25 protein-coding genes are annotated in these 24,223 nt (G+C 65.3%); 14 read left to right on the forward strand and 11 right to left on the reverse strand.

From position 1 onward, the window contains the following. Positions 1-182 precede the first annotated feature (182 nt). Genes ACIP21_RS23325 through ACIP21_RS23335 form a run of 3 tightly spaced genes read left to right on the forward strand, consistent with a single transcriptional unit; the run spans position 183 to position 3,745 of the window. Positions 183-842, forward strand: a complete 660-nt coding sequence (locus ACIP21_RS23325; protein ID WP_400692690.1) for a paraquat-inducible protein A — start codon at positions 183-185, stop codon at positions 840-842. Continuing rightward, complete coding sequence (locus tag ACIP21_RS23330; protein ID WP_400692693.1) at positions 829-1,452, forward strand: paraquat-inducible protein A; 624 nt, start codon at positions 829-831, stop codon at positions 1,450-1,452. Before ACIP21_RS23325 ends, ACIP21_RS23330 begins: the two co-directional genes overlap by 14 nt. Continuing rightward, the gene (locus ACIP21_RS23335) at positions 1,445-3,745 is read left to right on the forward strand and encodes an MlaD family protein (RefSeq protein ID WP_400692696.1); all 2,301 of its coding nucleotides are present in this window, start codon (positions 1,445-1,447) and stop codon (positions 3,743-3,745) included. Before ACIP21_RS23330 ends, ACIP21_RS23335 begins: the two co-directional genes overlap by 8 nt. Before the next feature lie 217 nt (positions 3,746-3,962). On the opposite strand, the gene rpsT is transcribed toward ACIP21_RS23335, so the two are convergent. After that, the gene (gene rpsT, locus ACIP21_RS23340; RefSeq protein ID WP_003247625.1) at positions 3,963-4,241 is read right to left on the reverse strand and encodes a 30S ribosomal protein S20; all 279 of its coding nucleotides are present in this window, start codon (positions 4,239-4,241) and stop codon (positions 3,963-3,965) included. A 250-nt stretch (positions 4,242-4,491) separates the two neighbouring features. Here rpsT and murJ point away from each other — a divergent pair, with 250 nt between their 5' ends. The 6 genes from murJ to ispH all read left to right on the forward strand — a co-directional run bounded on the left by murJ (position 4,492) and on the right by ispH (position 11,827). Continuing rightward, positions 4,492-6,030, forward strand: a complete 1,539-nt coding sequence (gene murJ / locus ACIP21_RS23345; protein ID WP_400692699.1) for a murein biosynthesis integral membrane protein MurJ — start codon at positions 4,492-4,494, stop codon at positions 6,028-6,030. A 118-nt stretch (positions 6,031-6,148) separates the two neighbouring features. Beyond that, positions 6,149-7,099, forward strand: a complete 951-nt coding sequence (ribF, locus tag ACIP21_RS23350) for a bifunctional riboflavin kinase/FAD synthetase (RefSeq protein WP_400692702.1) — start codon at positions 6,149-6,151, stop codon at positions 7,097-7,099. Continuing rightward, positions 7,096-9,927 carry an isoleucine--tRNA ligase gene (ileS, locus tag ACIP21_RS23355; RefSeq protein ID WP_400692705.1) on the forward strand — a complete coding sequence of 944 codons (2,832 nt, stop codon included), beginning with the start codon at positions 7,096-7,098 and terminating at the stop codon, positions 9,925-9,927. The genes ribF and ileS overlap by 4 nt, the downstream gene beginning before the upstream one ends. Beyond that, positions 9,920-10,435, forward strand: a complete 516-nt coding sequence (gene lspA / locus ACIP21_RS23360) for a signal peptidase II (RefSeq protein WP_400692708.1) — start codon at positions 9,920-9,922, stop codon at positions 10,433-10,435. The genes ileS and lspA overlap by 8 nt, the downstream gene beginning before the upstream one ends. Then, entirely contained in the window at positions 10,428-10,865 is a 438-nt protein-coding gene (gene fkpB, locus ACIP21_RS23365; RefSeq protein ID WP_012270371.1) for an FKBP-type peptidyl-prolyl cis-trans isomerase, read from the forward strand. The genes lspA and fkpB overlap by 8 nt, the downstream gene beginning before the upstream one ends. 14 nt (positions 10,866-10,879) lie before the next feature. Then, on the forward strand, positions 10,880-11,827 hold the full coding sequence (gene ispH, locus ACIP21_RS23370; RefSeq protein ID WP_400692711.1) for a 4-hydroxy-3-methylbut-2-enyl diphosphate reductase: 948 nt from the start codon (positions 10,880-10,882) through the stop codon (positions 11,825-11,827). A 1-nt stretch (position 11,828) separates the two neighbouring features. Here ispH and ACIP21_RS23375 read toward each other — a convergent pair whose 3' ends face one another. Then, positions 11,829-12,305: a GspH/FimT family pseudopilin gene (locus ACIP21_RS23375; RefSeq protein WP_400693081.1), complete on the reverse strand. Its 477-nt coding sequence runs from the start codon at positions 12,303-12,305 to the stop codon at positions 11,829-11,831. Between the two features lie 109 nt (positions 12,306-12,414). Between ACIP21_RS23375 and ACIP21_RS23380 the strand changes: the two genes are divergently transcribed. The 5 genes from ACIP21_RS23380 to thiO are packed head-to-tail and all read left to right on the forward strand — an operon-like array spanning position 12,415 to position 15,253. After that, on the forward strand, positions 12,415-12,597 hold the full coding sequence (locus ACIP21_RS23380) for a prepilin-type N-terminal cleavage/methylation domain-containing protein (protein ID WP_400692714.1): 183 nt from the start codon (positions 12,415-12,417) through the stop codon (positions 12,595-12,597). Beyond that, complete coding sequence (locus ACIP21_RS23385) at positions 12,594-13,241, forward strand: PilW family protein (RefSeq protein WP_400692716.1); 648 nt, start codon at positions 12,594-12,596, stop codon at positions 13,239-13,241. The genes ACIP21_RS23380 and ACIP21_RS23385 overlap by 4 nt, the downstream gene beginning before the upstream one ends. Further along, positions 13,238-13,711 carry a hypothetical protein gene (locus tag ACIP21_RS23390; RefSeq protein WP_400692719.1) on the forward strand — a complete coding sequence of 158 codons (474 nt, stop codon included), beginning with the start codon at positions 13,238-13,240 and terminating at the stop codon, positions 13,709-13,711. The genes ACIP21_RS23385 and ACIP21_RS23390 overlap by 4 nt, the downstream gene beginning before the upstream one ends. Before the next feature lies 1 nt (position 13,712). Next, positions 13,713-14,102 carry a type IV pilin protein gene (locus ACIP21_RS23395; protein WP_400692721.1) on the forward strand — a complete coding sequence of 130 codons (390 nt, stop codon included), beginning with the start codon at positions 13,713-13,715 and terminating at the stop codon, positions 14,100-14,102. 53 nt (positions 14,103-14,155) lie between these two features. Further along, positions 14,156-15,253, forward strand: coding sequence for a glycine oxidase ThiO (thiO, locus tag ACIP21_RS23400; RefSeq protein ID WP_400692724.1), 1,098 nt, complete (start codon positions 14,156-14,158; stop codon positions 15,251-15,253). Between the two features lie 114 nt (positions 15,254-15,367). On the opposite strand, the gene ACIP21_RS23405 is transcribed toward thiO, so the two are convergent. From ACIP21_RS23405 to ACIP21_RS23445, 9 genes are all read right to left on the reverse strand, one after another. Next, positions 15,368-16,777 (reverse strand): amidase, encoded by a 1,410-nt coding sequence (locus ACIP21_RS23405; RefSeq protein WP_400692726.1) that lies wholly within the window; start codon positions 16,775-16,777, stop codon positions 15,368-15,370. A 1-nt stretch (position 16,778) separates the two neighbouring features. Continuing rightward, positions 16,779-18,056, reverse strand: coding sequence for a Zn-dependent hydrolase (locus tag ACIP21_RS23410; protein ID WP_400692728.1), 1,278 nt, complete (start codon positions 18,054-18,056; stop codon positions 16,779-16,781). Between the two features lie 152 nt (positions 18,057-18,208). Then, positions 18,209-18,904 carry an ABC transporter ATP-binding protein gene (locus ACIP21_RS23415; RefSeq protein WP_400692731.1) on the reverse strand — a complete coding sequence of 232 codons (696 nt, stop codon included), beginning with the start codon at positions 18,902-18,904 and terminating at the stop codon, positions 18,209-18,211. Further along, positions 18,904-19,656 carry an ABC transporter ATP-binding protein gene (locus ACIP21_RS23420; RefSeq protein ID WP_400692734.1) on the reverse strand — a complete coding sequence of 251 codons (753 nt, stop codon included), beginning with the start codon at positions 19,654-19,656 and terminating at the stop codon, positions 18,904-18,906. The genes ACIP21_RS23415 and ACIP21_RS23420 overlap by 1 nt, the downstream gene beginning before the upstream one ends. After that, positions 19,656-20,663: a branched-chain amino acid ABC transporter permease gene (locus tag ACIP21_RS23425; protein WP_400692735.1), complete on the reverse strand. Its 1,008-nt coding sequence runs from the start codon at positions 20,661-20,663 to the stop codon at positions 19,656-19,658. Before ACIP21_RS23425 ends, ACIP21_RS23420 begins: the two co-directional genes overlap by 1 nt. Before the next feature lies 1 nt (position 20,664). Next, entirely contained in the window at positions 20,665-21,525 is an 861-nt protein-coding gene (locus ACIP21_RS23430) for a branched-chain amino acid ABC transporter permease (RefSeq protein WP_400692738.1), read from the reverse strand. Between the two features lie 65 nt (positions 21,526-21,590). Further along, entirely contained in the window at positions 21,591-22,793 is a 1,203-nt protein-coding gene (locus ACIP21_RS23435; protein WP_400692740.1) for an ABC transporter substrate-binding protein, read from the reverse strand. Between the two features lie 90 nt (positions 22,794-22,883). Then, positions 22,884-23,648, reverse strand: a complete 765-nt coding sequence (locus tag ACIP21_RS23440) for a FadR/GntR family transcriptional regulator (protein ID WP_400692743.1) — start codon at positions 23,646-23,648, stop codon at positions 22,884-22,886. A gap of 268 nt (positions 23,649-23,916) precedes the next feature. After that, positions 23,917-24,147, reverse strand: coding sequence for a PP0621 family protein (locus ACIP21_RS23445; protein ID WP_400692745.1), 231 nt, complete (start codon positions 24,145-24,147; stop codon positions 23,917-23,919). Positions 24,148-24,223 lie beyond the last annotated feature (76 nt).

The raw sequence follows: 24,223 nt of genomic DNA on the forward strand, positions 1-24,223 counted from the left end.
TGGTAGTGTGGGGTTTCCCCATGTGAGAGTAGGTCATCGTCAAGATTCATTTCGCAAAACCCCTATCTGCACATGCAGGTAGGGGTTTTGTCTTTCATGGCATCACGTCGGGCGTTCGGCATCTCCCACATTTCGAGCTGGAACACTAGAATAGAGCCGACGTACCTATTCAGAACCTCGACATGCCAGAACCCGCCAAAACCGAAGCGCTAGAGCAGTTGCCGCTGGACGACCTGGTCGCCTGCCACGAATGCGACCTGCTGTTGCGCAAACCCGTGCTACAGCACGGCGAGAAAGCCCAATGCCCACGCTGCGGCTACGAGCTGTACGCACACCGGCATAATGTGGTGAATCGCAGCCTGGCCCTGGTACTGACTGCCTTGCTGCTGTTCGTGCCTGCCAACTTCCTGCCGATCATGCAACTGCACCTGCTTGGTCAGTCTTCCGACGATACGGTCTGGAGTGGCGTGCTGGGCCTGTACAACTCCGAGATGCGCGGCGTTGCCGTGGTGGTGTTCCTGTGCAGCATGGCCATCCCCTTGCTCAAGCTGCTATGCCAGTTGCTGGTGTTGTTGAGCATTCGCCTGGACATCGGGCGCAGCTATGGGCTGCTCTGTTATCGCATCTACCACCACCTGCGTGACTGGGGCATGCTCGAGGTGTATTTCATGGGCGTGCTGGTGGCGATCGTCAAACTGGTGGACCTGGCCGAATTGACCGTCGGCCTGGGCCTTTTCTGTTTCATCAGCCTGTTGCTGATCCAGGTCTGGCTCGAGGTGGTGATGTCGCCACACCAGATCTGGAGTGCGTTGTCGGGGGAGGATCTGCATGCGGGCGATTGATGCAGGCATTCTGGTCTGCAATGAATGTCATGAACTGAACCGCCAGGATACCGAGCGCCGCTCGCAGACCTGCACACGCTGCGGTGCTGTCGTGCACGCACGACGCCCGAACAGCATCATTCGCACCTGGGCGCTGCTGATCACCGCCTCGATCCTGTACATCCCGGCCAACCTGTTGCCGATCATGACCGTCAGCACCCTGGGGCAGGGCAGCGGCGACACCATCATGTCCGGGGTCGTCACCCTGCTCAAGCACGGTATGTTGCCGATCGCCGCCGTGGTGTTCATCGCCAGTATCCTGGTACCCACGTTCAAGCTGGTGGGCATCGCGCTGCTGCTCTACTCGGTACAGCGCCGCCAGCCTTTGTCGGCCAGGCAGCGGATCCTGATGTACCGCTTCATCGAATTCATCGGGCGCTGGTCCATGCTGGACATCTTCGTCATCGCCATTCTGGTGGCGGTGGTGAATTTCGGCCGGATCGCCAGTGTCGAAGCCAACCTGGGCGCTGTCGCCTTCGCAACTGTGGTGATCCTCACGATGCTTGCTGCTTTAACTTTCGATCCCCGACTGATCTGGGACAACACGGAGTCGGATGACGACCATGAGTGACATGCCAACGGCTAAAACCCGCCCTGCCTCGAACTGGTCGGCCATCTGGATCCTGCCGCTGATCGCGCTGATGATCGGTGGCTGGCTGGCCTGGCAGGCCTACCGTGATGCCGGTGTAGAGATCGAAGTGCGTTTCGAGACTGGCGAAGGCATCGTCGCCAACAAGACCGAGGTGATCTACAAAGGCATGCCGGTCGGCAAGGTCACCAAGTTGGTGCTCGACGCCCAGGGCGATACCCAGGGGGTGATCGCCACCATCGAGATGAACAAGGCCGCCGAGCCGCACCTGACCAAGGGCACGCGTTTCTGGCTGGTCAAGCCGAGTGTCAGCCTGGCCGGTATTTCCGGCCTGGAAACCCTGGTGTCCGGTAACTACATCGCGGTCAGCCCGGGCGAGGGCGAGCGGACCAAGCGTTTCAAGGCCTTGAAGGTGGCGCCCCCACTGTCCGACAGCGAGCCGGGCCTGCACCTGACCTTGAAGGCCGAACGGCTCGGTTCGCTCAACCGCGACAGCCCGGTGTTCTACAAGCAGATCCAGGTCGGCCGGGTGAAGAGTTACCGCCTGTCCGATGACCAGAGCACTGTCGAGGTCAAGGTGTTCATCGAGCCGGCCTACGCCAGCCTGGTGCGCAAGCACACGCGTTTCTGGAATGCCAGCGGCATCAGCATCGACGCTGACCTGTCCGGCGTGAAGGTGCGCAGTGAATCGCTGTCGAGCATCGTTGCCGGCGGCATCGCCTTTGCCACACCCGAGTACCGCAAGGACAGCCCGCCCACCGACCCGAGCCTGCCGTTCCGCCTCTATGAAGACTTCGACGCAGCCCAGGCGGGTATCCGCGTCAAGGTCAAGCTCAGCGATTATGAAGGCCTGCAGGCCGGTCGCACGCCGGTCATGTACAAGGGCATCCAGGTCGGCTCGCTGAAGACCCTGAAGATGGAAGACAACCTGGCCAGCGCCATGGCCGAGCTGACCCTGGACCCGCTGACCGAGGACTACCTGGTCGAAGGCACGCAGTTCTGGGTGGTCAAGCCGTCGATTTCCCTGGCCGGCATCACCGGCCTGGAAGCGTTGGTCAAGGGCAACTACATCGCCATCCGCCCTGGCGAGAAGGGCGCCAAGCCCCAGCGCGAGTTCGAAGCCCGGCCCAAGGCGCCGCCGCTGGACCTCAAGGCCCCGGGCCTGCACCTGGTGCTGTTCGCCGATACCCTGGGCTCGCTCGAAGTCGGCAGCCCGGTGATGTACCGCCAGGTGAAGGTCGGCAGCGTGCAGAGCTACCAGTTCGCGCGTAACAGCAAGCGCATCCTGATCGGCGTGCACATCGAGAAAGAGTACGAGAACCTGGTCAACGGCTCCTCGCGCTTCTGGAACGTCAGTGGCATCACCCTGACCGGCGGCCTGTCGGGTATCAAGATCAAGAGCGAGTCGCTGCAGACGCTGATGGCCGGTGGCATTGCCTTCGACACGCCAAGGCCGGACGTGGCGCTCAAGCGGCATATCCCACGCTTCCGCCTGCTGGAAAGCCAGGAGGCGGTAAACCGCACCGGTACCTTGGTCACCATCCGTGTCGACCGCGCCGATGGCCTCAAGCCGGGCACGCCGATCCGCTTCCGCGGCCTGGATGTGGGCAGCGTCGAGAGCGTCGACCTGACCAAGGACCTGCAGGGCGTGCTGCTGCGCGCGCGCATCACCGAGGCGGTCGAGCGCATTGCCCGGGTCGGCACGCAGTTCTGGGTGGTCAAGCCGGCGCTGGGCCTGGTGCGCACCGAGAACCTCGACACCCTGATTGGCGGGCAGTACCTGGAGGTACAACCGGCGATCAAGGACAAGGGCGTGCAGCGCGATTTCATTGCCCTGGCCGGGGCACCTGAAGTGGTCGGGGAGGAGGTCGGCCTGCCGTTGACCTTGAGCGCCCCGCGGCGTGGTTCGATCAAGCCGGGTGTGCCGGTGACCTACCGTGAGGTGGCGGTGGGCAAGGTGACCGGCTTCGAGCTGGGCCAGAGCGCGGATCGCGTGCTGATCCATATCCTCATCGAGCCCCGCTACGCCGCGCTGGTACGCGGTGGCAGCCGCTTCTGGAACAGCAGTGGTTTCGGCTTCGAATGGGGCCTGCTCAAGGGCGCCACGGTGCGAACCGAATCGCTGGAGACGCTGATCGATGGCGGTATCGCCTTCGCCACGCCGGAAGGGGAGCAGATGGGCAACCCGGCACGGCCGCAGCAGACCTTCGCCTTGTTCGACAAGCCGGAGGATGCCTGGCTGCAGTGGGCGCCGAAGATCCAGATCGCCAAGTGATACAAGGCAGGGCCGCCCTGTGCGGCCCTGTTGATACCCTGAGCCTGAAGCTATTTCTTGTGGGAGCGGGCTTGCCCGCGAACACGGGCGAAGCCCGTGCCATCCACCGCGGTGCTTGTTTCGCGGGCAAGCCCGCTCCCACAGGGGGTGTGCAAACCTTGAATCACAGGCATAAAAAAACCGACCCTAGGGCCGGTTTTTTCGACTAGAACGTCGCTTAGGCAGCTGCAGCTTCTTTCAGTGCCTTGATGTGGCCATTCAGACGGCCTTTGTGGCGAGCAGCTTTGTTCTTGTGGATGATGCCTTTGTCGGCCATACGGTCGATTACAGGCACAGCCAGAACGTAAGCGGCTTGCGCTTTTTCGGCGTCTTTTGCGTCGATGGCTTTGACTACATTCTTGATGTAGGTGCGGACCATGGAACGCAGGCTGGCGTTGTGGCTGCGACGCTTCTCAGCCTGTTTTGCACGTTTCTTGGCGGAAGGTGTGTTGGCCACCGTCGAGCTCCTCGAAAGACTTTAGGTAAATAGCAAACAAAATAGGCCGCGAATCATGCCGATGAGTCGACCGGATGTCAAGGCCACCTGCAGGGTTCCGCCGAGCGGTGCAACAACAGGCGGGAAATATTCCTTTCTGCCGTGCTACCTGTAAACTCGGGAATTTTTGGCTCCCCTGCGAAGGCGCGGGAGTATCGCACATTCGAACGCTGTCTGGCAGCGTCCTCTGTCCCTGGCGTGAATCTTTTCGATGAATCTGCTCAAATCCCTGGCTGCAGTCAGTTCCATCACCATGGTTTCGCGGGTGCTGGGCTTCGTGCGCGACACCATCCTGGCCCGCGTTTTCGGCGCCGGCATCGCCACCGACGCCTTCTTCATCGCCTTCAAGTTGCCCAACCTGCTGCGCCGGATCTTCGCCGAAGGGGCGTTTTCCCAGGCGTTCGTGCCGATCCTGGCGGAATACAAGACCCAGCAGGGCGAGGAGGCGACCCGCACCTTCATCGCCTACGTCAGCGGCCTGCTGACCCTGGTCCTGGCCCTGGTCACCGTGGTCGGCATCTTCGCCGCGCCCTGGGTGGTCTGGGCCACCGCGCCGGGCTTCGTCGACAGCGCGGAGAAATACCAGCTCACCACCGACCTGCTGCGGGTGACCTTTCCTTATATATTGCTGATCTCCCTGTCGTCCCTGGCCGGCGCGATCCTCAATACCTGGAACCGTTTCTCGGTCCCGGCCTTCACCCCGACCCTGCTGAACGTGGCGATGATCTTCTTCGCCGTGCTGCTCACGCCGTACTTCGACCCACCGATCATGGCCCTGGCCTGGGGCGTGCTGGCCGGTGGCCTGGCGCAGCTGCTGTACCAGCTGCCGGCGCTGAAGAAGATCGGCATGCTCGTGCTGCCGCGCCTGAACCTGCGCGACAGCGGCGTGTGGCGGGTGCTCAAGCAGATGCTGCCGGCCATCCTCGGGGTGTCGGTGAGCCAGATTTCGCTGATCATCAACACCATCTTCGCCTCCTTCCTGGTGGCAGGTTCCGTGTCGTGGATGTACTACGCCGACCGCCTCATGGAACTGCCGTCGGGCGTGCTCGGCGTGGCCCTGGGCACCATCCTGCTGCCGACCCTGGCCAAGACCTACGCCAACAAGGACCGCGAGGAGTATTCGCGGATCATGGACTGGGGCCTGCGCCTGTGCTTCCTGCTGGTGCTGCCGTGCACCCTGGCCCTGGCGATCCTGGCCGAGCCGCTGACCGTGGCGCTGTTCCAGTACGGCAAGTTCAGTGCCTTCGACGCGGCCATGACCCAGCGCGCGCTGATCGCCTACTCGGTCGGCCTGCTGGCGATCATTCTGGTCAAGGTACTGGCACCAGGCTTCTATGCGCAGCAGAATATCCGGACCCCGGTGAAGATCGCGATCTTCACCCTGGTCTGCACCCAAGGCTTCAACCTGGCCCTGATCGGCCCGCTGCAGCATGCCGGCCTGGCCCTGGCGATCAGCCTGGGCGCCTGCCTGAACGCCGGGCTGCTGTTCTGGAAGCTGCGCAGCCAGCAGCTGTTCCAGCCTCAGCCGGGCTGGACGATGTTCCTGCTCAAGCTGGTGCTGGCGGTCACCCTGATGGCCGCAGTACTGCTGGTAGGCATGCACTTCCTGCCGGCCTGGGAGCAGGGCAACATGCTTGAACGGTTCCTGCGCCTGGGGGCGCTGATCGCGGCTGGAGTGGTGACCTATTTCGGTTGCCTGTACCTGTGCGGTTTCCGCCCCCGGCATTTCGCCCGCAAGGCCCTGCACTAGGGCAAGCGGCGGGTCAGGCGTCGGTTTTTCGCATTCCACGCCGCCCCTGGGCGCTGCTGCCTGTCACCAGCGCCCGGGTGTGGTTATAATCGGCCACTTTATGAGCAAGAAGCGCGTTATGCAGCTGGTTCGAGGTCTTCACAACCTGCGCCCCGAGCACCGGGGCTGTGTCGCCACCATTGGCAACTTCGACGGGGTTCACCGTGGCCACCAGGCAATCCTGGCGCGCCTGCGCGAGCGCGGCCAGGCGCTTGGCCTGCCGACCTGCGTGGTGATCTTCGAGCCGCAGCCGCGCGAGTACTTCGCCCCGGACACCGCCCCGGCCCGCCTGGCGCGCCTGCGCGACAAGGTCGAGCTGCTGGCCGCCGAAGGCATCGACCGGGTCCTGTGCCTGGCCTTCAACCAGCGCCTGAGCCGGCTCAGCGCCGACGCCTTCGTCAAGGCGATCCTGGTCGACGGCCTGGGCGTGCGCCACCTCGAAGTGGGCGATGACTTCCGCTTCGGCTGCGACCGCGCCGGCGACTTCGCCTTCCTGGTCGAGGCCGGCAAGCAGTATGGCTTTACCGTCGAGGCTGCCAACACGGTGATCCAGGACGGTCTGCGCGTCAGCAGCACCGAAGTGCGCAAAGCCTTGTCCGAGGGTGACTTCGAACTTGCAGAACACCTGCTGGGCCGCCCTTACCGCATTACCGGGCGCGTGCTGCACGGGCAGAAGCTTGCCCGCCAGCTCGGTACGCCCACCGCCAACATCCAGCTCAAGCGCCGCCGCGTGCCGCTGTCCGGGGTCTACCTGGCCAGCATCGAGATCGACGGCAAGGCCTGGCCGGGTGTGGGCAACATCGGGGTGCGACCGACGGTGGCCGGTGACGGCCGCCCGCACCTCGAAATCCACTTGCTGGACTATGCCGGCGATCTGTATGGCCGGCGCCTGACGGTGGAATTCCACCACAAGCTGCGTGAAGAGCAGCGATTCGCCTCCCTCGAGGCGCTGAAGTCGGCGATCGATGCGGATATCGCCGCCGCACGTGCACATTGGCACGCTCAACCGCTAACCAAGAGCCTGAAATGACCGACTACAAAGCCACGCTTAACCTTCCGGACACCGCCTTCCCCATGAAGGCCGGCCTGCCTCAGCGCGAACCGCAGATCCTGCAGCGCTGGGACAGCATTGGCCTGTACCGGAAGCTGCGCGAAATTGGCAAGGATCGTCCGAAGTTCGTCCTGCACGACGGCCCGCCCTATGCCAACGGCAAGATCCACATCGGTCATGCGCTGAACAAGATCCTCAAGGACATGATCGTCCGTTCCAAGACCCTGTCCGGCTTCGACGCGCCGTACGTACCGGGCTGGGACTGCCACGGCCTGCCGATCGAGCACAAGGTCGAAGTCACCCACGGCAAGCACCTGACCGCCGACCGCACCCGCGAGCTGTGCCGCGAGTATGCCGCCGAGCAGATCGAAGGGCAGAAGTCCGAGTTCATCCGCCTGGGCGTGCTGGGCGACTGGGACAACCCCTACAAGACCATGAACTTCGCCAACGAGGCCGGTGAAATCCGCGCCCTGGCCGAGATGGTCAAGCAAGGCTTCGTGTTCAAGGGCCTCAAGCCCGTGAACTGGTGCTTCGATTGCGGTTCGGCCCTCGCCGAAGCCGAAGTCGAATATGCCGACAAGAATTCCCAGACCATCGACGTGGCCTTCCCGGTCGCCGACGAAGCCAAACTGGCTGCCGCCTTCGGCCTGCCGTCCCTGGCCAAGCCCGCCGCCATCGTGATCTGGACCACCACCCCGTGGACCATCCCGGCCAACCAGGCGCTGAACATCCACCCGGAGTTCAAGTACGCCCTGGTCGACACCGGCGAGCGCCTGCTGGTGCTGGCCGAAGAGCTGGTCGAGTCGTGCCTCAAGCGCTACAACCTGGAAGGCTCGGTGATCGCCACTGCCCAGGGCTCGGCCCTGGAGCTGGTCAACTTCCGTCACCCGTTCTACGACCGCCTGTCGCCGGTGTACCTGGCCGACTACGTCGAACTGGGCGCCGGTACCGGCGTGGTGCACTCGGCACCTGCCTACGGCGAAGACGACTTCGTCACCTGCAAGCGCTACGGCATGGTCAACGACGACATCCTCACCCCGGTGCAGAGCAACGGCGTGTACGTCGAGTCGCTGCCGTTCTTCGGCGGCCAGTTCATCTGGAAGGCCAACCCGGCCATCGTCGACAAGCTGAGCGAAGTCGGCGCGCTGATGCACACCGAAACCATCAAGCACAGCTACATGCACTGCTGGCGCCACAAGACCCCGCTGATCTACCGCGCCACCGCGCAGTGGTTCGTCGGCATGGACAAGCAGCCAAGCACCGGCGAGCCGCTGCGTGAGCGCGCCCTGAAAGCCATCGAAGAAACCAAGTTCGTCCCGGCCTGGGGCCAGGCGCGCCTGCACTCGATGATCGCCAACCGCCCGGACTGGTGCATCTCGCGTCAGCGCAACTGGGGCGTGCCGATCCCGTTCTTCCTGCACAAGCAGACCGGCGAACTGCACCCACGCACCGTCGAGCTGATGGACGAAGTGGCCAAGCGCGTCGAACAGCAAGGTATCGAGGCCTGGTTCAAGCTGGACGCTGCCGAACTGCTGGGCGATGAAGCCAGCCAGTACGACAAGATCACCGACACCCTCGACGTATGGTTCGACTCGGGTACCACCCACTGGCACGTGCTGCGTGGCTCCCACGACATCGGCCATGCCACCGGCCCGCGCGCCGACCTGTACCTGGAAGGTTCCGACCAGCACCGCGGCTGGTTCCACTCCTCCCTGTTGACCGGTTGCGCCATCGACGGCCACGCGCCGTACCGCGAGCTGCTGACCCACGGCTTCACCGTGGACGAGAACGGCCGCAAGATGTCCAAGTCGCTGGGCAACACCATCGAGCCGGAAAAGGTCAACAACACCCTGGGCGCCGACATCCTGCGCCTGTGGGTTTCGGCCACCGACTACTCGGGCGAGATGGCCGTTTCCGAGCAGATCCTGCAGCGCAGCGCCGACGCCTACCGGCGTATCCGCAACACCGCGCGCTTCCTGCTGTCGAACCTGTCCGGCTTCGACCCGGCACGTGACCTGCTGCAGCCGGAAGATATGATCGCCCTGGACCGTTGGGCAGTGGACCGTACCTTGCTGCTGCAGCGCGAGCTGGAAGAGCACTACGGCGAATACCGCTTCTGGAACGTCTACTCGAAGATCCACAACTTCTGCGTGCAGGAGCTGGGCGGCTTCTACCTCGACATCATCAAGGACCGCCAGTACACCACCGGCGCCAACAGTGTCGCCCGCCGTTCCTGCCAGACCGCGCTGTACCACATCAGCGAGGCGCTGGTGCGCTGGATCGCGCCGATCCTGGCGTTCACCGCCGACGAAATCTGGCAGTACCTGCCGGGCGAGCGCAACGAGTCGGTGATGCTCAACGGCTGGTACCAGGGCCTGAGCGAGCTGCCGGAAGGCACCGAGCTGGACCGCGCCTACTGGGACCGCGTGATGGCCGTGAAAGCCGCCGTCAACAAGGAACTGGAAAACCAGCGTACCGCCAAGGTCATCGGCGGCAACCTGCAGGCCGAAGTCACCCTGTTCGCCGAGGAAGGCCTGAGCGCCGACCTGGCCAAGCTGGGCGACGAGCTGCGCTTCGTGCTGATCACCTCGGCCGCCAGCGTGGTGCCGTTCGCCCAGGCGCCGGCCGAAGCCGTGGCCACCGAAGTCGAAGGCCTCAAGCTGCAGGTGGTCAAGTCCGGCCACGTCAAGTGCGGCCGTTGCTGGCACTTCCGCGCCGACGTCGGCAGCCACCCGGAGCATCCGGAAATTTGCGGCCGTTGCGTCGACAACCTGACCGGCTCCGGCGAGGTGCGCCACTATGCCTAACCCTGCGGCGGGGCGCTTCGGGCGCCTGGCGTGGTTGTGGCTGAGCCTGCTGGTGCTGGTCCTCGACCAGGCCAGCAAGCTGTACTTCAACAGCGCGCTGACCATGTACCAGCAGATCGTGGTCATCCCGGACTACTTCAGCTGGACCCTGGCCTACAACACCGGCGCAGCATTCAGCTTCCTGTCCGAAGGCGGGGGCTGGCAGCGCTGGCTGTTTGCCCTGATCGCCGTGGTGGTCAGTGCCGTGCTGGTGGTCTGGCTCAAGCGCCTGGGGCGCGGCGAGACCTGGCTGGCGGTGGCGCTGGCGCTGGTGCTGGGCGGTGCGATCGGCAACCTGTACGACCGCATCGTGCTCGGCCATGTGGTCGACTTCATCCTGGTGCACTGGCAGAACCGCCATTATTTCCCGGCCTTCAACCTGGCCGACAGCGCCATCACCGTTGGTGCGGTGATGCTGGCGCTGGACATGTTCAAGAGCAAGAAGTCCGAGGATCCGGTCCATGACTGACACCCGTATCGGCCAGAACACCGAAGTCACCCTGCACTTCGCGCTGCACCTGGAAAACGGCGACACCGTCGACAGCACGTTCGACAAGGCCCCGGCCACCTTCAAGGTCGGCGATGGCAACCTGCTGCCGGGCTTCGAGAGCGCCTTGTTCGGCTTCAAGGCCGGTGACAAGCGCACCGTGGTGGTGGCTCCGGAGAACGCCTTCGGCCAGCCCAACCCGCAAAACGTGCAAGTCATGCCGCGGTCCAACTTCGAGGGCATGGAGCTGTCCGAAGGGTTGCTGATCATCTTCAACGACGCCGCCAACACCGAGCTGCCGGGTGTGGTCAAAGCGTTCGACGACGACCAGGTGACCATCGACTTCAACCACCCACTGGCTGGCAAGACCCTGACCTTCGAGGTGGAGATCCTCGAGGTGAAGGCCCTGTAAGCCTGGAGCCGAGCATGCAAATCAAACTCGCCAACCCGCGCGGCTTCTGCGCCGGGGTCGACCGGGCGATCGAGATCGTCAACCGTGCCCTGGAAGTCTTCGGCCCGCCGATCTACGTGCGTCACGAAGTGGTGCACAACAAGTTCGTGGTGGAAGACCTGCGCAACCGCGGCGCGATCTTCGTCGAAGAGCTGGACCAGGTGCCGGACGACGTCATCGTCATCTTCAGCGCCCACGGTGTTTCCCAGGCCGTGCGCCAGGAAGCCGCCGGCCGCGGCCTGAAGGTGTTCGACGCAACCTGCCCGCTGGTCACCAAGGTGCACATCGAAGTGGCCAAGTACAGCCGCGACGGCCGTGAGACCATCCTCATCGGCCACGAAGGGCACCCGGAAGTCGAAGGCACCATGGGGCAGTACGACGCCAGCAACGGCGGCGCCATCTACCTCGTCGAGGACGAGGACGATGTCGCCCAGCTGCAGGTGAACGACCCCGACCACCTGGCCTTCGTCACCCAGACCACGCTGTCGATGGACGACACCAGCCGGGTCATCGACGCCCTGCGCGCCCGCTTCCCGAACATCGGCGGCCCGCGCAAGGACGACATCTGCTACGCCACGCAAAATCGCCAGGATGCCGTCAAGCAACTGGCCGCCGAGTGTGACGTGTTGCTGGTGGTCGGCAGCCCGAACAGTTCCAACTCCAACCGCCTGCGCGAGCTGGCCGAGCGCATGGGCACCCCGGCCTACCTGATCGACGGTGCCGAAGACCTGCAGCGTGGCTGGTTCGACAACGCGGCGCGGGTCGGCATCACCGCCGGTGCTTCGGCACCCGAGGTGCTGGTGCGTGGCGTGATCGAGCAGCTCAAGGCCTGGGGCGCCACTGGCGCCGAAGAGCTGGATGGGCGCCCGGAGAACATCACCTTCTCCATGCCCAAGGAGCTGCGGGTTCGCTCGCTGATCTGAGTCACAGCGTTGCGCACAGCGGATCTTGCAGGTCCTCTGTGCGCAGGCTGATCCTGCCGCTGCTGGCCAGCACCACGTGATACGGGCTGCCACAAATCTGCAGCGTCGCGCTCTTGAAGTTGTTTCCCCGCCCCAGTGGCACACCCAACGCACTGAACCTGACTTGCCGACCGGCGTTTTGCGCAATGCGCATTGGCCGATACAGGCGATGCTCGCGTAGCACCTGCTGATTGCTTTCCAGCACCACCTGCCAGCCTTTGCCCCAATCGTTCTCAAGGGATTTCACCTGTACCCGCTGACCCTGCAGCATCGCGTGGCTGCGCGCGCTGCGCAGCGCCTGGGCCAGGTCCCGGGCTGCCGCTGCTCGGTGTAGGTCATCGCTGAACCTGGCGTAGGCCGGCATGCCGATCTGCGTCAGCAAGGCGGCCATGGCCAGGGCAAACATCATTTGTATCAGTGTTACACCTCGTTGCTTCACCGTGCATTCCTCCCTGGACGTGCTTGGCTGTAGCTTCTCGGTGGGTGGACACGAGGTCCAGTCGGCACCGTTCATGGCTTTTGCAGGAAACGTCTGGGGAGGTGCAGGGATGCACGACAAACAGCGGGGCATGACGCTGATCGAAGTGCTGTTGGCCGTGCTGGTGGTGGCCGTGGGCATGTTCACTGCGGCGGGTTTGCAGTTGAAGGCGCTGCAGGCCACGGAGGATGCGCGGCGTGATGGGCAGGCGGCGCTGGCGCAGCACAGCGAACATGAGCGGAGCCCTCGATGAGGCGGGGGCAGGGTGGTTTCGGTTTGCTCGAGGTGACGCTGGCGTTGGCCATCGGCTCGATGGTGCTGGCGGCGGCCGGCCAGTTGTTCGCCTCTGCTCACCAGAGCTGGCGGTTGCAGGGGGCAGCGCTGCGCTTGCAGGACGATGCCCGTCTGGCATTGCTGCGCATGGCTCAGGATATCCGCATGGCCGGCATGTTCGGTTGCTTGCGGCTGGCGCCTGGCGACTTCAAGGACCCGGCTGCGCGCCAGGCATTCGATCACCCACTGGACGTTGGCAGCAGCAGCCTTGACCTGGTCGTCGCCGAGTTGGCGGGGCACACCGGGGCGCCTGACTGGACCTTGCTGACCGATTGCCACGCCGAGGCGCAGGTGTACAAAAATCGTGCAGCGAACCCAGGCACGCTCATGGAGATAGCTGTCAGCAGGCATCAGTACAGGCTCTCGGGTAACCGCCTGATGTTCATTCGACGCGGCAATGCCCAGCCCTTGGTCGATCATGTGCGCGAGCTGCGCGTGGAGCGGGTGCAGGCTCCCCAGGGCGAGTGGGTAGACCTGCAGTTGACGTTGTACGAACCCACCTTGCAACTCGAACAGCATCACACCCTGAGCGTGGCGCTGCGCAACCCGGTATCCCGCCCATGAACCGCCAGCGCGGTGTAGTTTTGCTGCTGGCGCTGGTGCTGAGCCTGTTGCTGGCGTTGCTGGCCGCCTCGGCGCTGCGTGATGCCTTGGTCGAAACGCGCATGACCGGCGCCATGCGTGATGGCCTGAAGGCTTTCGAGCAAGCGGAGGTGGTGTTGCTGGAAGCGCTGACGGAGTTGCAGGGCGCTGCGCCGGGTGCGTGCGTCGACTGCCGGCCACCCCCGCGTCCGCACGACTTGCAAGGCCAATGGCAGCGCAGCGAGCACGGTTACTACCAGTTGCAGAACCTGGGCGAAACCACTCGCGCCGCCCATATGCCCGAGGATGAGCCGGTCACCCTGTACCGGATAACCGCCGTCAGCCAGCAGCAGGCCGCCAGGCAGGTGCTGGAGGCGGTCTACGCCCTGCCAACCGCTCAAGCACAAGCGCCCCAGCGCATTCTCTGGCGGCAAAGACTGAGGGAAGACTGACATGCAGCAAGGGATGAGCCTGATCGAGTTGTTGATTGTCGTGGCCGTGACCGGCATTCTGGCAGCCATTGCCTACCCCAGTTACAGCGACCAGCTCAGGCGAGCCGCGCGCGGCGAAGTGGTCGGCCTGCTGCAGGACGCCGCGCTGCGCCTGGAGCGCCACCGCGTGCGCACCGGCCAATACGCCGAGGGTGACCTGCAACTGCCTGCCGCCAACCGCCATTACCGCCTGCTGGCCCAACGCGACAGCGATACCTTCACGCTGACCGCCCAGCGGCTGCCCGATGCGCTGATGGCCGATGACCGCTGTGGCGATTTCCAGCTCGACCAGGCCGGCGTGCAGCGCAACCCGGGCGCCGTCGAAAGCAGCGAACGTTGCTGGGGAAGCTGAAGGTTGAATGATGCCCGTGCATCGCGGTTTTACTTCAGGTGTTGGATCGACAGATGAGCAAGCAAGTAGTGGTGGTCGGCGGCGGGGTGATCGGCCTGCTGACCGCGTTCAACCTGGCTTCCAGGGTCAGCCGGGTGGTGGTGTGCGATCAGGGCGAGGTCGGCCGCGAATCGTCCTGGGCCGGCGGCGGCATCGTCTCGCCGCTGTACCCCTGGCGCTACAGCCCGGCGGTGACCGCGCTGGCGCACTGGTCGCAGGATTTTTATCCACAACTGGGCGAGCGCCTGTTCGCCAGCACCGGGATCGACCCCGAGGTGCACACCACCGGCCTGTACTGGCTCGACCTGGACGACGAAGCCGAGGCACTGGCCTGGGCCGTGCGCCAGCAGCGACCGCTCAGCGCGGTGGATATCTCGGCGGCCTATGACGCCGTACCGGTCATGGGGGCGGGCTTCAAGCGCGCGATCTACATGGCCGGTGTGGCCAATGTGCGCAACCCGCGGCTGGTGAAGTCGCTCAAGGCGGCGTTGCAGGCACTGCCGAACGTGACCCTGCGCGAACACTGCCAGGTCAGCGGCTTCGTTCATGAAGGTGGGCGTGTGGTCGGTGTGCAAACGGCTGATGGCCTGCTCGCGGCGGACGACGTGGTGCTCAGCGCCGGCGCCTGGAGCGGTGACCTGCTGCGCACGCTGGGGCTGGAGCTGCCGGTGGAGCCGGTGAAGGGGCAGATGATCCTGTTCAAGTGCGCCGAAGACTTCCTGCCGAGCATGGTGCTGGCCAAGGGGCGCTATGCGATCCCGCGGCGCGACGGGCATATCCTGGTGGGCAGCACGCTGGAACATGCCGGGTACGACAAGACGCCGACCGACGAAGCCTTGGCCAGCCTCAAGGCTTCGGCCATCGAACTGCTGCCGGCACTCAAGGATGCCGAGGTGGTGGGGCACTGGGCCGGGTTGCGGCCGGGGTCGCCCGAAGGCATTCCGTACATCGGGCCGGTACCGGGGCATGACGGGTTGTGGCTGAACTGCGGGCATTACCGCAACGGGTTGGTGCTGGCGCCGGCTTCGTGTCAGTTGTTTACCGATTTGCTGAATGGGGCCGAGCCGATCATCGACCCGGCGCCTTATGCGCCAGCTGGGCGTCTGGGCTGAGGGCCTCTTCGCGGGCAAGCCCGCTCCCACAAGAATTGCAGCATTCTCAAAGGCTGCACAGATCCTGTGGGAGCGGGTTCACCCGCGAAAGGGCCGGCAAGGCCAATAGAGATATCAGCCAATAATCGGTGCCTGCAGGTGCCGGCTCGGGTAATGCTGTTCATACACCTTGCACACCCGCAGCACCTGCTCGTCGGCAAAGCGCCCGGCCACCACCTGCAACCCCACCGGCAACCCTTCGCGGGTAAACCCGCAAGGTACCGAAGCCGCCGGCTGCTGGGTCAGGTTGAACGGGTAGCTGAACGGCGTCCATTCCATCCATTGCTCCATCCCCGACCCCGGCGGCACGTTGTACCCCGCCTCGAACGCCACCCGCGGCAGCATCGGCGACAGCAACACGTCATACCGCTGGTGGAAGGCGTTCATCTTCGCGATCAGCTCCGCCCGCGCCTCCAGCGCCTGGGTGTATTCGCTCAGGCTGATCCGTGCCCCCTGCTCGGCAATCCCACGCAGCCCTGGGTCGATCAGCGCCCGTTGCTCATCGCTGAAGGCACTGGCCAAACGCGCCGCGCCGGCAAACCACAGGGTGTTGAATGTCTCCAGTGGGTCGCGGAACCCTGGGTCGATCTCTTCCACCTGTGCCCCGAGCCGAGCCAGGCGCTGCACCGCCTGCGCCACCAGCGCCTGCACCTGCGGGTCGACCTGCACGTAGCCGAAGTCGGCGCTGTAGGCAATGCGCAGGCCGCTCAGGTGCTGATCCTCACCCAGCCACGGCGCCTGACGCGCGGCGCCGGCGAGCCCGTCGCGAGCGTCGGGCCGGGCCACGGTATCGAGCATCAGCACCGAATCGTCGACGGTTCGGGTCGTCGGCCCGAGGTGCGACAGCACGGTCATGGCGCTGGCCGGCCACTGAGGCACGTAGCCGAAGGTCGGTTTGATGCCGAAAGTGCCGGTGAAGGCGCAGGGAATGCGGATCGAACCGCCGGCATCGCTGCCCTGGTGCAGCACGCCCAGGTTCAGCGCCGCCGCGGCCGCCGCGCCACCGGACGAACCGCCTGCGGTCAGGCGCGTGTCCCACGGGTTGCGGGTGATGCCGTACAGCGGGTTGTCGGTCACCCCCTTCCAGCCGAACTCCGGCGTGGTGGTCTTGCCCACCAGCACCGCGCCGGCCTCACGCATGAAGGCCGTGAAGGGCGCATCGACCTCCCAGGGGCCTGCACCCGAGGTGGTGCGCGAGCCCTTGCGCGTGGGCATGCCGCGGGTCAGGGTCAGGTCCTTGATCGAGGCCGGCACGCCATCCAGCCGCCCACAGGGGGCGCCGCGCTGCCAGCGCTGTTCGCTGGCGCGGGCGGCGCTGCGGGCGCCTTCGCCATCCACGTGGCAGTAGGCATTGACCGCCGGATTGTGCTGGTCGATGCGTGCCAGCACGTCGTCGATCACCTCCACCGGTGACAACTGGCGGCGCTGGTAAAGGTCGAGCAGTTCGACGGCGGTGAGTTCGCCGATTGCAGTCTTCTGGGTCATTTCAACGGGCTCCCGGGTTGGCGGCCTCGACCATGGCACGCAGCAGCACGTCGCAGCCATCGGCCAGGTCCTGTGGCGCGGCGTTCTCGATTTCGTTGTGGCTGATGCCGCCTTCGCACGGCACGAAGATCATCCCGGCCGGGCCCAGCTCGGCGAGGAAGATCGCGTCGTGGCCGGCACCACTGACGATGTCCATGTGGCTCAGGCCCAGCTCGCGTGCTCCCTGGCGCACCGCGTCCACGCATTGTTCGGCGAAGTACAGCGGCGGGAAGTCGGCGGTGGGTGTCAGCTCGAAGTGCAGGCCGTGCTTGGCGCAGGTGGTTTCGATGACCTCGCGCACCTCGGCGACCATGGCGGCGAGGTGATCGGGATCGAGGTGGCGCAGGTCGAGGGTCATGTGCACCTGGCCTGGGATGACGTTGCGCGACCCCGGATGCAGGTTGAGGCAACCGACCGTGCCACAGGCGTGCGGCTGGTGTGCGTGGGCCACGCGGTTGACCGCCGTCACCACGTCGGCGGCGCCGACCAGGGCGTCCTTGCGCAGGTGCATCGGGGTGGGGCCGGCGTGGGCCTCGACGCCGGTCAGCACCAGGTCGAACCACTTCTGGCCCAGGCAGCCCTGGACCACGCCGATGGTGGTGCGCTGGTCTTCCAGCACCGGGCCCTGTTCGATATGCGCCTCGAAGTAGGCACCCACCGCGTGGCCGCTGGGCACGCGCGGCCCGGCGTAGCCGATGCGTTGCAGTTCGGCGCCGACCGACAGGCCCTGGTCGTCGACCTTGGCCAGGGTTTCTTCAAGGCCGAACTTACCGGCGAACACGCCAGAGCCCATCATACACGGCGGGAAGCGCGAGCCTTCCTCGTTGGTCCACACCACCACTTCCAGCGGCGCTTCGGTGGTCAGGCCGAGGTCGTTGAGGGTGCGGATCACCTCCAGCCCGGCCATGACCCCGTAGCAGCCATCGAACTTGCCGCCGGTGGGCTGGGTGTCGATGTGGCTGCCGGTCATCACTGGCGCCAGGGCCGGATTGCGCCCCGGGCGGCGGGCGAAGATGTTGCCGATGGCGTCGACGCTGACCGTGCAACCGGCCGCTTCGCACCACTGCACGAACAGGTCGCGGGCCTGGCGGTCGAGGTCGGTCAGGGCCAGGCGGCAGACACCGCCCTTGGCGGTGGCGCCGAGCCGGGCCAGGTCCATCAGCGATTGCCAGAGCCGTTCGCGGCTGACCAGCGGGCCCTGGGCAAGCAGGTGCTGCGAGGGATCGATGCGGGTATTCATGGTTCATCTCTCCTGAAACTATCGGGTTGCCAGTACTGGCCTCTTCGCGGGTAAACCCGCTCCCACAGGTGTTTCACAGCAGCTGAAACCTGTGCGGTCCCTGTGGGAGCGGGTTCACCCGCGAAGAGGCCAGCACAGAAAAAAGATCACTATCAGGCGCTCAGGGCCAGGTAGCGGTTCTTGATGCTCGGGTCTTCGCGGAACTGGGCGGCGCTGCCCTGGTAGGCGACGCGGCCCTGTTCGAGCACGTAGTGGCGGTCGGCGAGGGCGTCGCAGACCTTCAGGTTCTGCTCCACCAGCAGGATCGACAGGCCTTCGTCCTTGATCCGCCGCAGGATCTTCACCAGTTCGTCGACGATCACCGGGGCCAGGCCTTCGGTGGGTTCGTCGAGAATCAGCAGTTTCGGGTCATTGAGCAGGGCGCGGGCGATGGCCAGCATCTGCTGCTCGCCGCCGGACAGCGCGAAGCCGCCGTTGCGCCGCCGCTCCTGGAGCCGCGGGAACATGGCGTACACGTCCTCCAGCTGCCAGCGGCTGTCTTTACGCACGGCGATCTTGAGGTTTTCCTCGACGCTGAGCTGGCGAAAGATGCCGCGGTGCTCCGGCACCAAGGCGATACCGAGGCGGGCGATGTCGAAAATCTCGCGGCCGACCAGTTGCTGGCCGTTGAAGCGGATCTGCCCCTGGCGTGGCCGGACGATGCCGAGGATGCTGCGCAAGGTGGTGGTCTTGCCGGCGCCGTTGCGCCCGAGCAGGGTCACCAGCTCGCCGGCGCCGACCTTCAGCGAGACGCCTTCGAGCACGTGGCTCTTGCCGTAGTACGAGTGGATTGCGTCGACGTCGAGCATCAGGCGGCCTCTCCAAGGTAGGCGGTGCGCACACGTTCGTCGTTGCGCACCTGGTCCGGGGTGCCTTCGACCAGGATCTGGCCGTGGCTCATGACGGTGATTCGCTGGCTGATCGACATGACGATGCTCATGTTGTGTTCGATCAGCAGCACGCTGTGGTCGCGGCCGAGGTCGCTGATCAGCGCGGTCATCACCGGGATATCGTCGATGCCCATGCCCGAGGTGGGCTCGTCGAGCATCAGCAGGGTGGGCTTGGCGCAGATCGACATGCCCACCTCCAGTACCCGTTGCTGGCCATGGGAAAGCTCGCCGGCCAGGGTCTCGGCGCGGGCCGTGAGCTTGAGGCGCTCCAGCACCTGGTCGGCGGTGTTCCAGTGGCTGCGCTTGTGCTCGACGCTACGCCAGAAGTTCAGCGCGCCCAGGCCGTCGCGGCCCTGGGCGGCCAGGCGCAGGTTCTCGCGCACCGAGAGGTTCTGGAACAGGCTGGTGAGCTGGAACGAGCGCGCCATGCCCAGCGCCACGCGGCCGTGGGATGGCTTGCGGATGATGTCCTGGCCGTTGAGCAGGATCTGGCCGGCGGTGGCCTGGCGCTCGCCGGTCAGGCAGTGGAACAGGCTGGTCTTGCCGGCGCCGTTGGGGCCGATCACCGTGTGGATGGTGCCGGCGCGAACCTTCAGGTCGACGCCCGCGACCGCCTTGAACGGGCCGTAGGCCAGCTCCAGGTTGCGGGTTTCCAGGAGGTAGTCGCTCATCACAGGGTCTCCTCTGTCTTGGCGGTGGGTTTGCCCTTGGCCTCACGTGTCGAAGCCAGGCGTTTGCCCAGGTCGGCGAGGCCGCCCCACAGGCCGCCACGCATGAACACCACCACCAGGATCAGGATCGCTCCCAGCAGCATCAGCCAGCGCGGCCACAGCTCCGACAGCACATCGCCGAGCAGCACGATGGCCCCGGCCCCCAGCAGTGAACCGAACAGCGAGCCGGTGCCGCCGACGATGGTCATGATCAGGATGTTCTCGCTCATCATCAGGTCGATGTTCGACAGCGGTGCGAAGTGCAGCAGCATGGCGTACAGCGCCCCGGCGATGCCGGTGATGGCGCCGGACAGCATGAACACCAGGATCTTGAAGTGGCGGGTGTCGTAGCCGATGGCGGCGGCGCGGGTCTCGTTTTCGCGGATCGCCAGCAGGGTGCTGCCGAACGGCGAGCGGGTGACCCGCAGGGCGAAGGCGAAGATCAGCACGAACAGCACGGCGACGAATGCGTAGAAGTGCCGTGGGTCGGCCAGGTCGACCAGCACGTGGCCGGCGATGGCCAGGTTCGGCCGCGGCACGTCGAGCAGGCCGTTGTCACCGCCGGTCCAGCCGCTCAGGGTGTAGGCCAGGAAGTAGGCCATCTGGCTGAAGGCCAGGGTCAGCATGACGAAGTAGATGCCCGTGCGACGGATCGCCAGGGCGCCCACCAGCAGCGCGAGGAAGGCGCCGAACACGGCCGCGCCGAGCAACGCGGCGAACATCCCCCAGTGCAGGTGCAGCATCAGCAGCGCAGCGCCATAGGCGCCGACGCCGAAGAAGATGCCCTGGCCGAACGACAGCAGGCCGGTGTAGCCGAGCAGCAGGTTGCAGGCCAGCGCGGCCAGGGCAAAGATCAGGATCTCGGTGGCCAGGGTTGCCGAGGGCAGTACCAGCGGCAGCAGCACCAGGCTGGCGATCACCAGCAACAGCAGGGCCGGGCCACGGCCGCTAAAGGTTTTCTCGCTCATCTCAGGCTCTCCCGAACAGGCCATAGGGACGGACCAGGATCACCGCCGCCATGGCGCCGTAGATCATCAGGCTGGCGCCTTGCGGCCAGAGGCTGGTCATCATGCTTTGCACCACGCCCACCAGCAGGCCACCCACCAGCGCGCCGCCGAACGAGCCCATGCCGCCGATCACCACCACCACGAAGGCGATGCCGAGGATCTCCGGGCCGACGAACGGCTGGGCGCCGCGCAGCGGGGCGAACAGCACGCCCGCAACACCCGCCAGGCCCACGCCCAGGGCGAAGGTCAGGGAGAACAGGCGGAAGATGTTGGTGCCCAGCAGCGACACGGTTTCGGTGCTTTCACTGCCGGCGCGCACCAGGGCGCCGAAGCGGGTGCGCTCCAGCAGCAGCCACAGGCCGAGGCCGATCAGCGCGGCGAAACCGATCAGGAACAGGCGGTAGTAGGGGTAGATGAAGTCGCCGAGGATCAGCACCCCGCGCAGTTCCGGCGGCACGGCGATGTTCTTGCCCACCGGGCCCCAGATCAGCACCGAGGCTTCCTGGATGATCAGCGCGATCCCCAGGGTGACGAGGATCTGGAAGGTATGCGGCAAGTGGTAGATGCGTTTGATCAGCAGGCGTTCCACCGCCCAGGCCAGGGCCGCCACCGCCAGCGGCGCGAGCAGCAGCGCCAGCCAGAAGTTGCCGGTCAGGGCCACGGCGGTGTAGCACAGGTAGGCGCCGAGCAGAAAGAACGCACCATGGGCGAAGTTGACGAAGTTGAGCAGGCCGAAAATGATCGTCAGGCCCACGGCGATGAGGAAGTAGATCATCCCCAGGCCCAGGCCGTTGAGCAGTTGGAACAGGTACAAATCGAGCATGAGCGTGCCCTCGACAGCGCGCGGCGCGGCTGCCTGTACAAGTGTCTGTGTTCAGCGCCGGGGCTTCAGGCCAGGGCGCAGCCGGTGTGGTCGACGTCGACGAACGAGCGGCCCGAGCTGATGACTTCGGCCAGGTCGTCCTCGTCGCGCATCTGCGCCTGGGGTTTGCCGCGCAGCAGGTAGTAGTCCTTGAGCACCTGGTGGTCGCCCGGGCGGATCAGCTCTTCGCCGGTCGGGCCCTGGAAGCGCATGCCCTGCAGCGCGGCAGACACTGCGGCGCCGTCCAGGCTGCCGGCCTTGACGATCGCTTCGAGCATGACCTTGGTGCCGATGTAGTCGGCCGCCAGCGGATAGTTGGGGTTGATGCCATAGGCCTTCTGCGTGGCAGCCACCAGCTGCTTGTTCAGCGGGGTGTCGACCTGGTGCCAGTACTGCGCGCCGAGGTACACGCCCTCCAGCACGTCGCTGCCCAGTTCCTGGAACTGGTCGAGGCCGGCCGACCACACAATCAGCACCTTCATACGCTCCTTGATGCCGAAGTTGACCGCCTGGCGCAGGGCGTTGGAGGCCTGGCTGCCGAAGTTGAGCAGCACCAGCACGTCGGGCTTGGCGGCGATGGCATTGGTCAGGTAGCCGGAGAATTCCTGCTCCTGGAGGGAGTGGTAACTGTTGCCGATGTGCTCGACGCCGTGCTCGGCGAACACCTTGCGCGCGTTGTCCAGCAGGGCATCGCCGAACACGTACTGCGGGGTGATGGTGTACCAGCGCCTGGCCTGGGGCAGCTGGCGGATCATTGGCACCAGGGTTTCGCGGATGGCGCCGTAGGTGGGCACCGACCAGCGGAAGGTCGAGGCGTTGCAGTCCTTGCCGGTGATCTCGTCGGCACCGACCGGGGTCATGAACACGCCGCCGGCCTTGTGGATCTCCTTCGACACCGCCAGCGCCGAGGACGACAGGGTGCAGCCCTGGAAGAAGCGCGCGCCATCCTGGCCGATGGCTTCCTGCACCTTGCGCACGGCCTTGCCGGCGTTGCCTTCGGTGTCGATGACCTTGTACTTGAGCGGCTGGCCGAGGAGCTGCGGGTATTCGGCGATGGCCAGCCGCGAGCCCATGTCGGCGTACTTGCCGTAGCTGGCGAAGGCGCCGGACATCGACTTGAGCCCATAGAAGGTCAGCGGTTGGTCGGCGAATGCCCGGTGCGCCCCCAGCGGGAGGCTACCTATGGCACCCAGGGCAAGGCCTGCCTTGAGCAGGGTACGTCTTTGCATGGGTAACTCCTTGGTTGTGGTTATTAGGCAGGAGTGGCAATGACAAAGCGGGTACGGCCGGGCCTGTGTTCAGGCCTCTGTGCAGGCGGTTCAGTGGTTGTGCGGGAACTCCAGGAGGAAGTGACGGGCGACCTCGCCTTCCAGCGCGGTCATGTGGTGCTCGGCGTCGCACATGTGCTCGTGCATCAGCCGGCGCACGGCGGGCTCGTCGCTGGCGCGCAGGGCGGTCAGCAACTGCTTGTGGTAATCGATGTTGGCGGCGGCGAACTGCTGGCGCTTGGGCAGGTAGGCCTTCTTCAGCACCACCAGGTCGCGCAGGAGGTCGTTGAGGAACACCGCCATGAAGCGCAGCAGCGGGTTGGCACAGCGGTTGGCGAGCAGGGTGTGGAACTCCAGCTCTGCCAGGCGCTGTTCGCGCTGGCCTTCTTCACTGTCTTCCGGGGCGCTGCAGAAGTCGATGTTGGCCTGCAGTGCGGCGTAGTCGGCTTCACTGAGCTTGCCCATCACCGACACCGCCAGCTCCACCTCGATGACCTTGCGCAGCTGGTACACCTGCTCGCCGTCCAGGTGCTGGAAGTGCAGGTAGTTGCGCAGGGCGCGGCTGGCCGGTTCGGTGCCCACCTGCGCGAGGTAGGCGCCGCCGCTGGGGCCGGTGCGGGTGCTGACCAGGCCCTCGACCTCCAGGGCCTTGAGCGCCTCGCGGGCGGTGCCCTTGGAGCATTCGAAGTGCTCCATCAGCTCGCGCTCGGTGGGCAGGCGATCGCCGGGGTGCAGGGCTTCGGTGACGATCGAGCGCTTGACCGATTCGACGATCACGTCGGACAGCTTCTGGCGCTTGCGTTTGGGTTTGAGCATTTCGCTATTTTTCATATTTATGCGGATAAATAGGATTTAGCGAATTTTATCGGGGTGGGTCAATGCTGGTGGTGGGGGAAGGGTCGCAAATGGTGCGAAAGGGTCGGGGAGGGATAAGTGGATCACGAGATTGCAACTGAACACTGTGGGAGCGGGCTTGCCCGCGAAGCAGGCGCTGCGGTGCATGACACCGGCTTCGCCGGTGTTCGCGGGCAAGCCCGCTCCCACAGGTTCGGTGTCAATTTTCAGGATTGAGCAGGCGTTGTGTTCAGCCTTGGCGGCCAGGACCTTGCTGCAGGTGGGCCTGGCTGCAATACCAGTCGTTGCCCTGTTGCAGCGCGCGGTCGTCGGGCAGGTGCACGCCGCAGTGGGCGCAGCGCACCATCTTCAGCGGCGCATCGAGCCGTTGCTCGGGCTGCGACTGCTGGCTGACTTTGAACTTGCGCCACAGCCACAGCGCGGCGGCGATCAGGGCGATCCAGAAAAGTAGGCGAACCATGGTGTCCAGCTTGTTGGTTGAAGAAGCCGACAGTCTAGGACGCGGCCAAAAAAAAAGGGAGGCCCGAGGCCTCCCT

The organism is Pseudomonas sp. NPDC089401 (genome assembly GCF_044749485.1).
Classification (GTDB): domain Bacteria; phylum Pseudomonadota; class Gammaproteobacteria; order Pseudomonadales; family Pseudomonadaceae; genus Aquipseudomonas.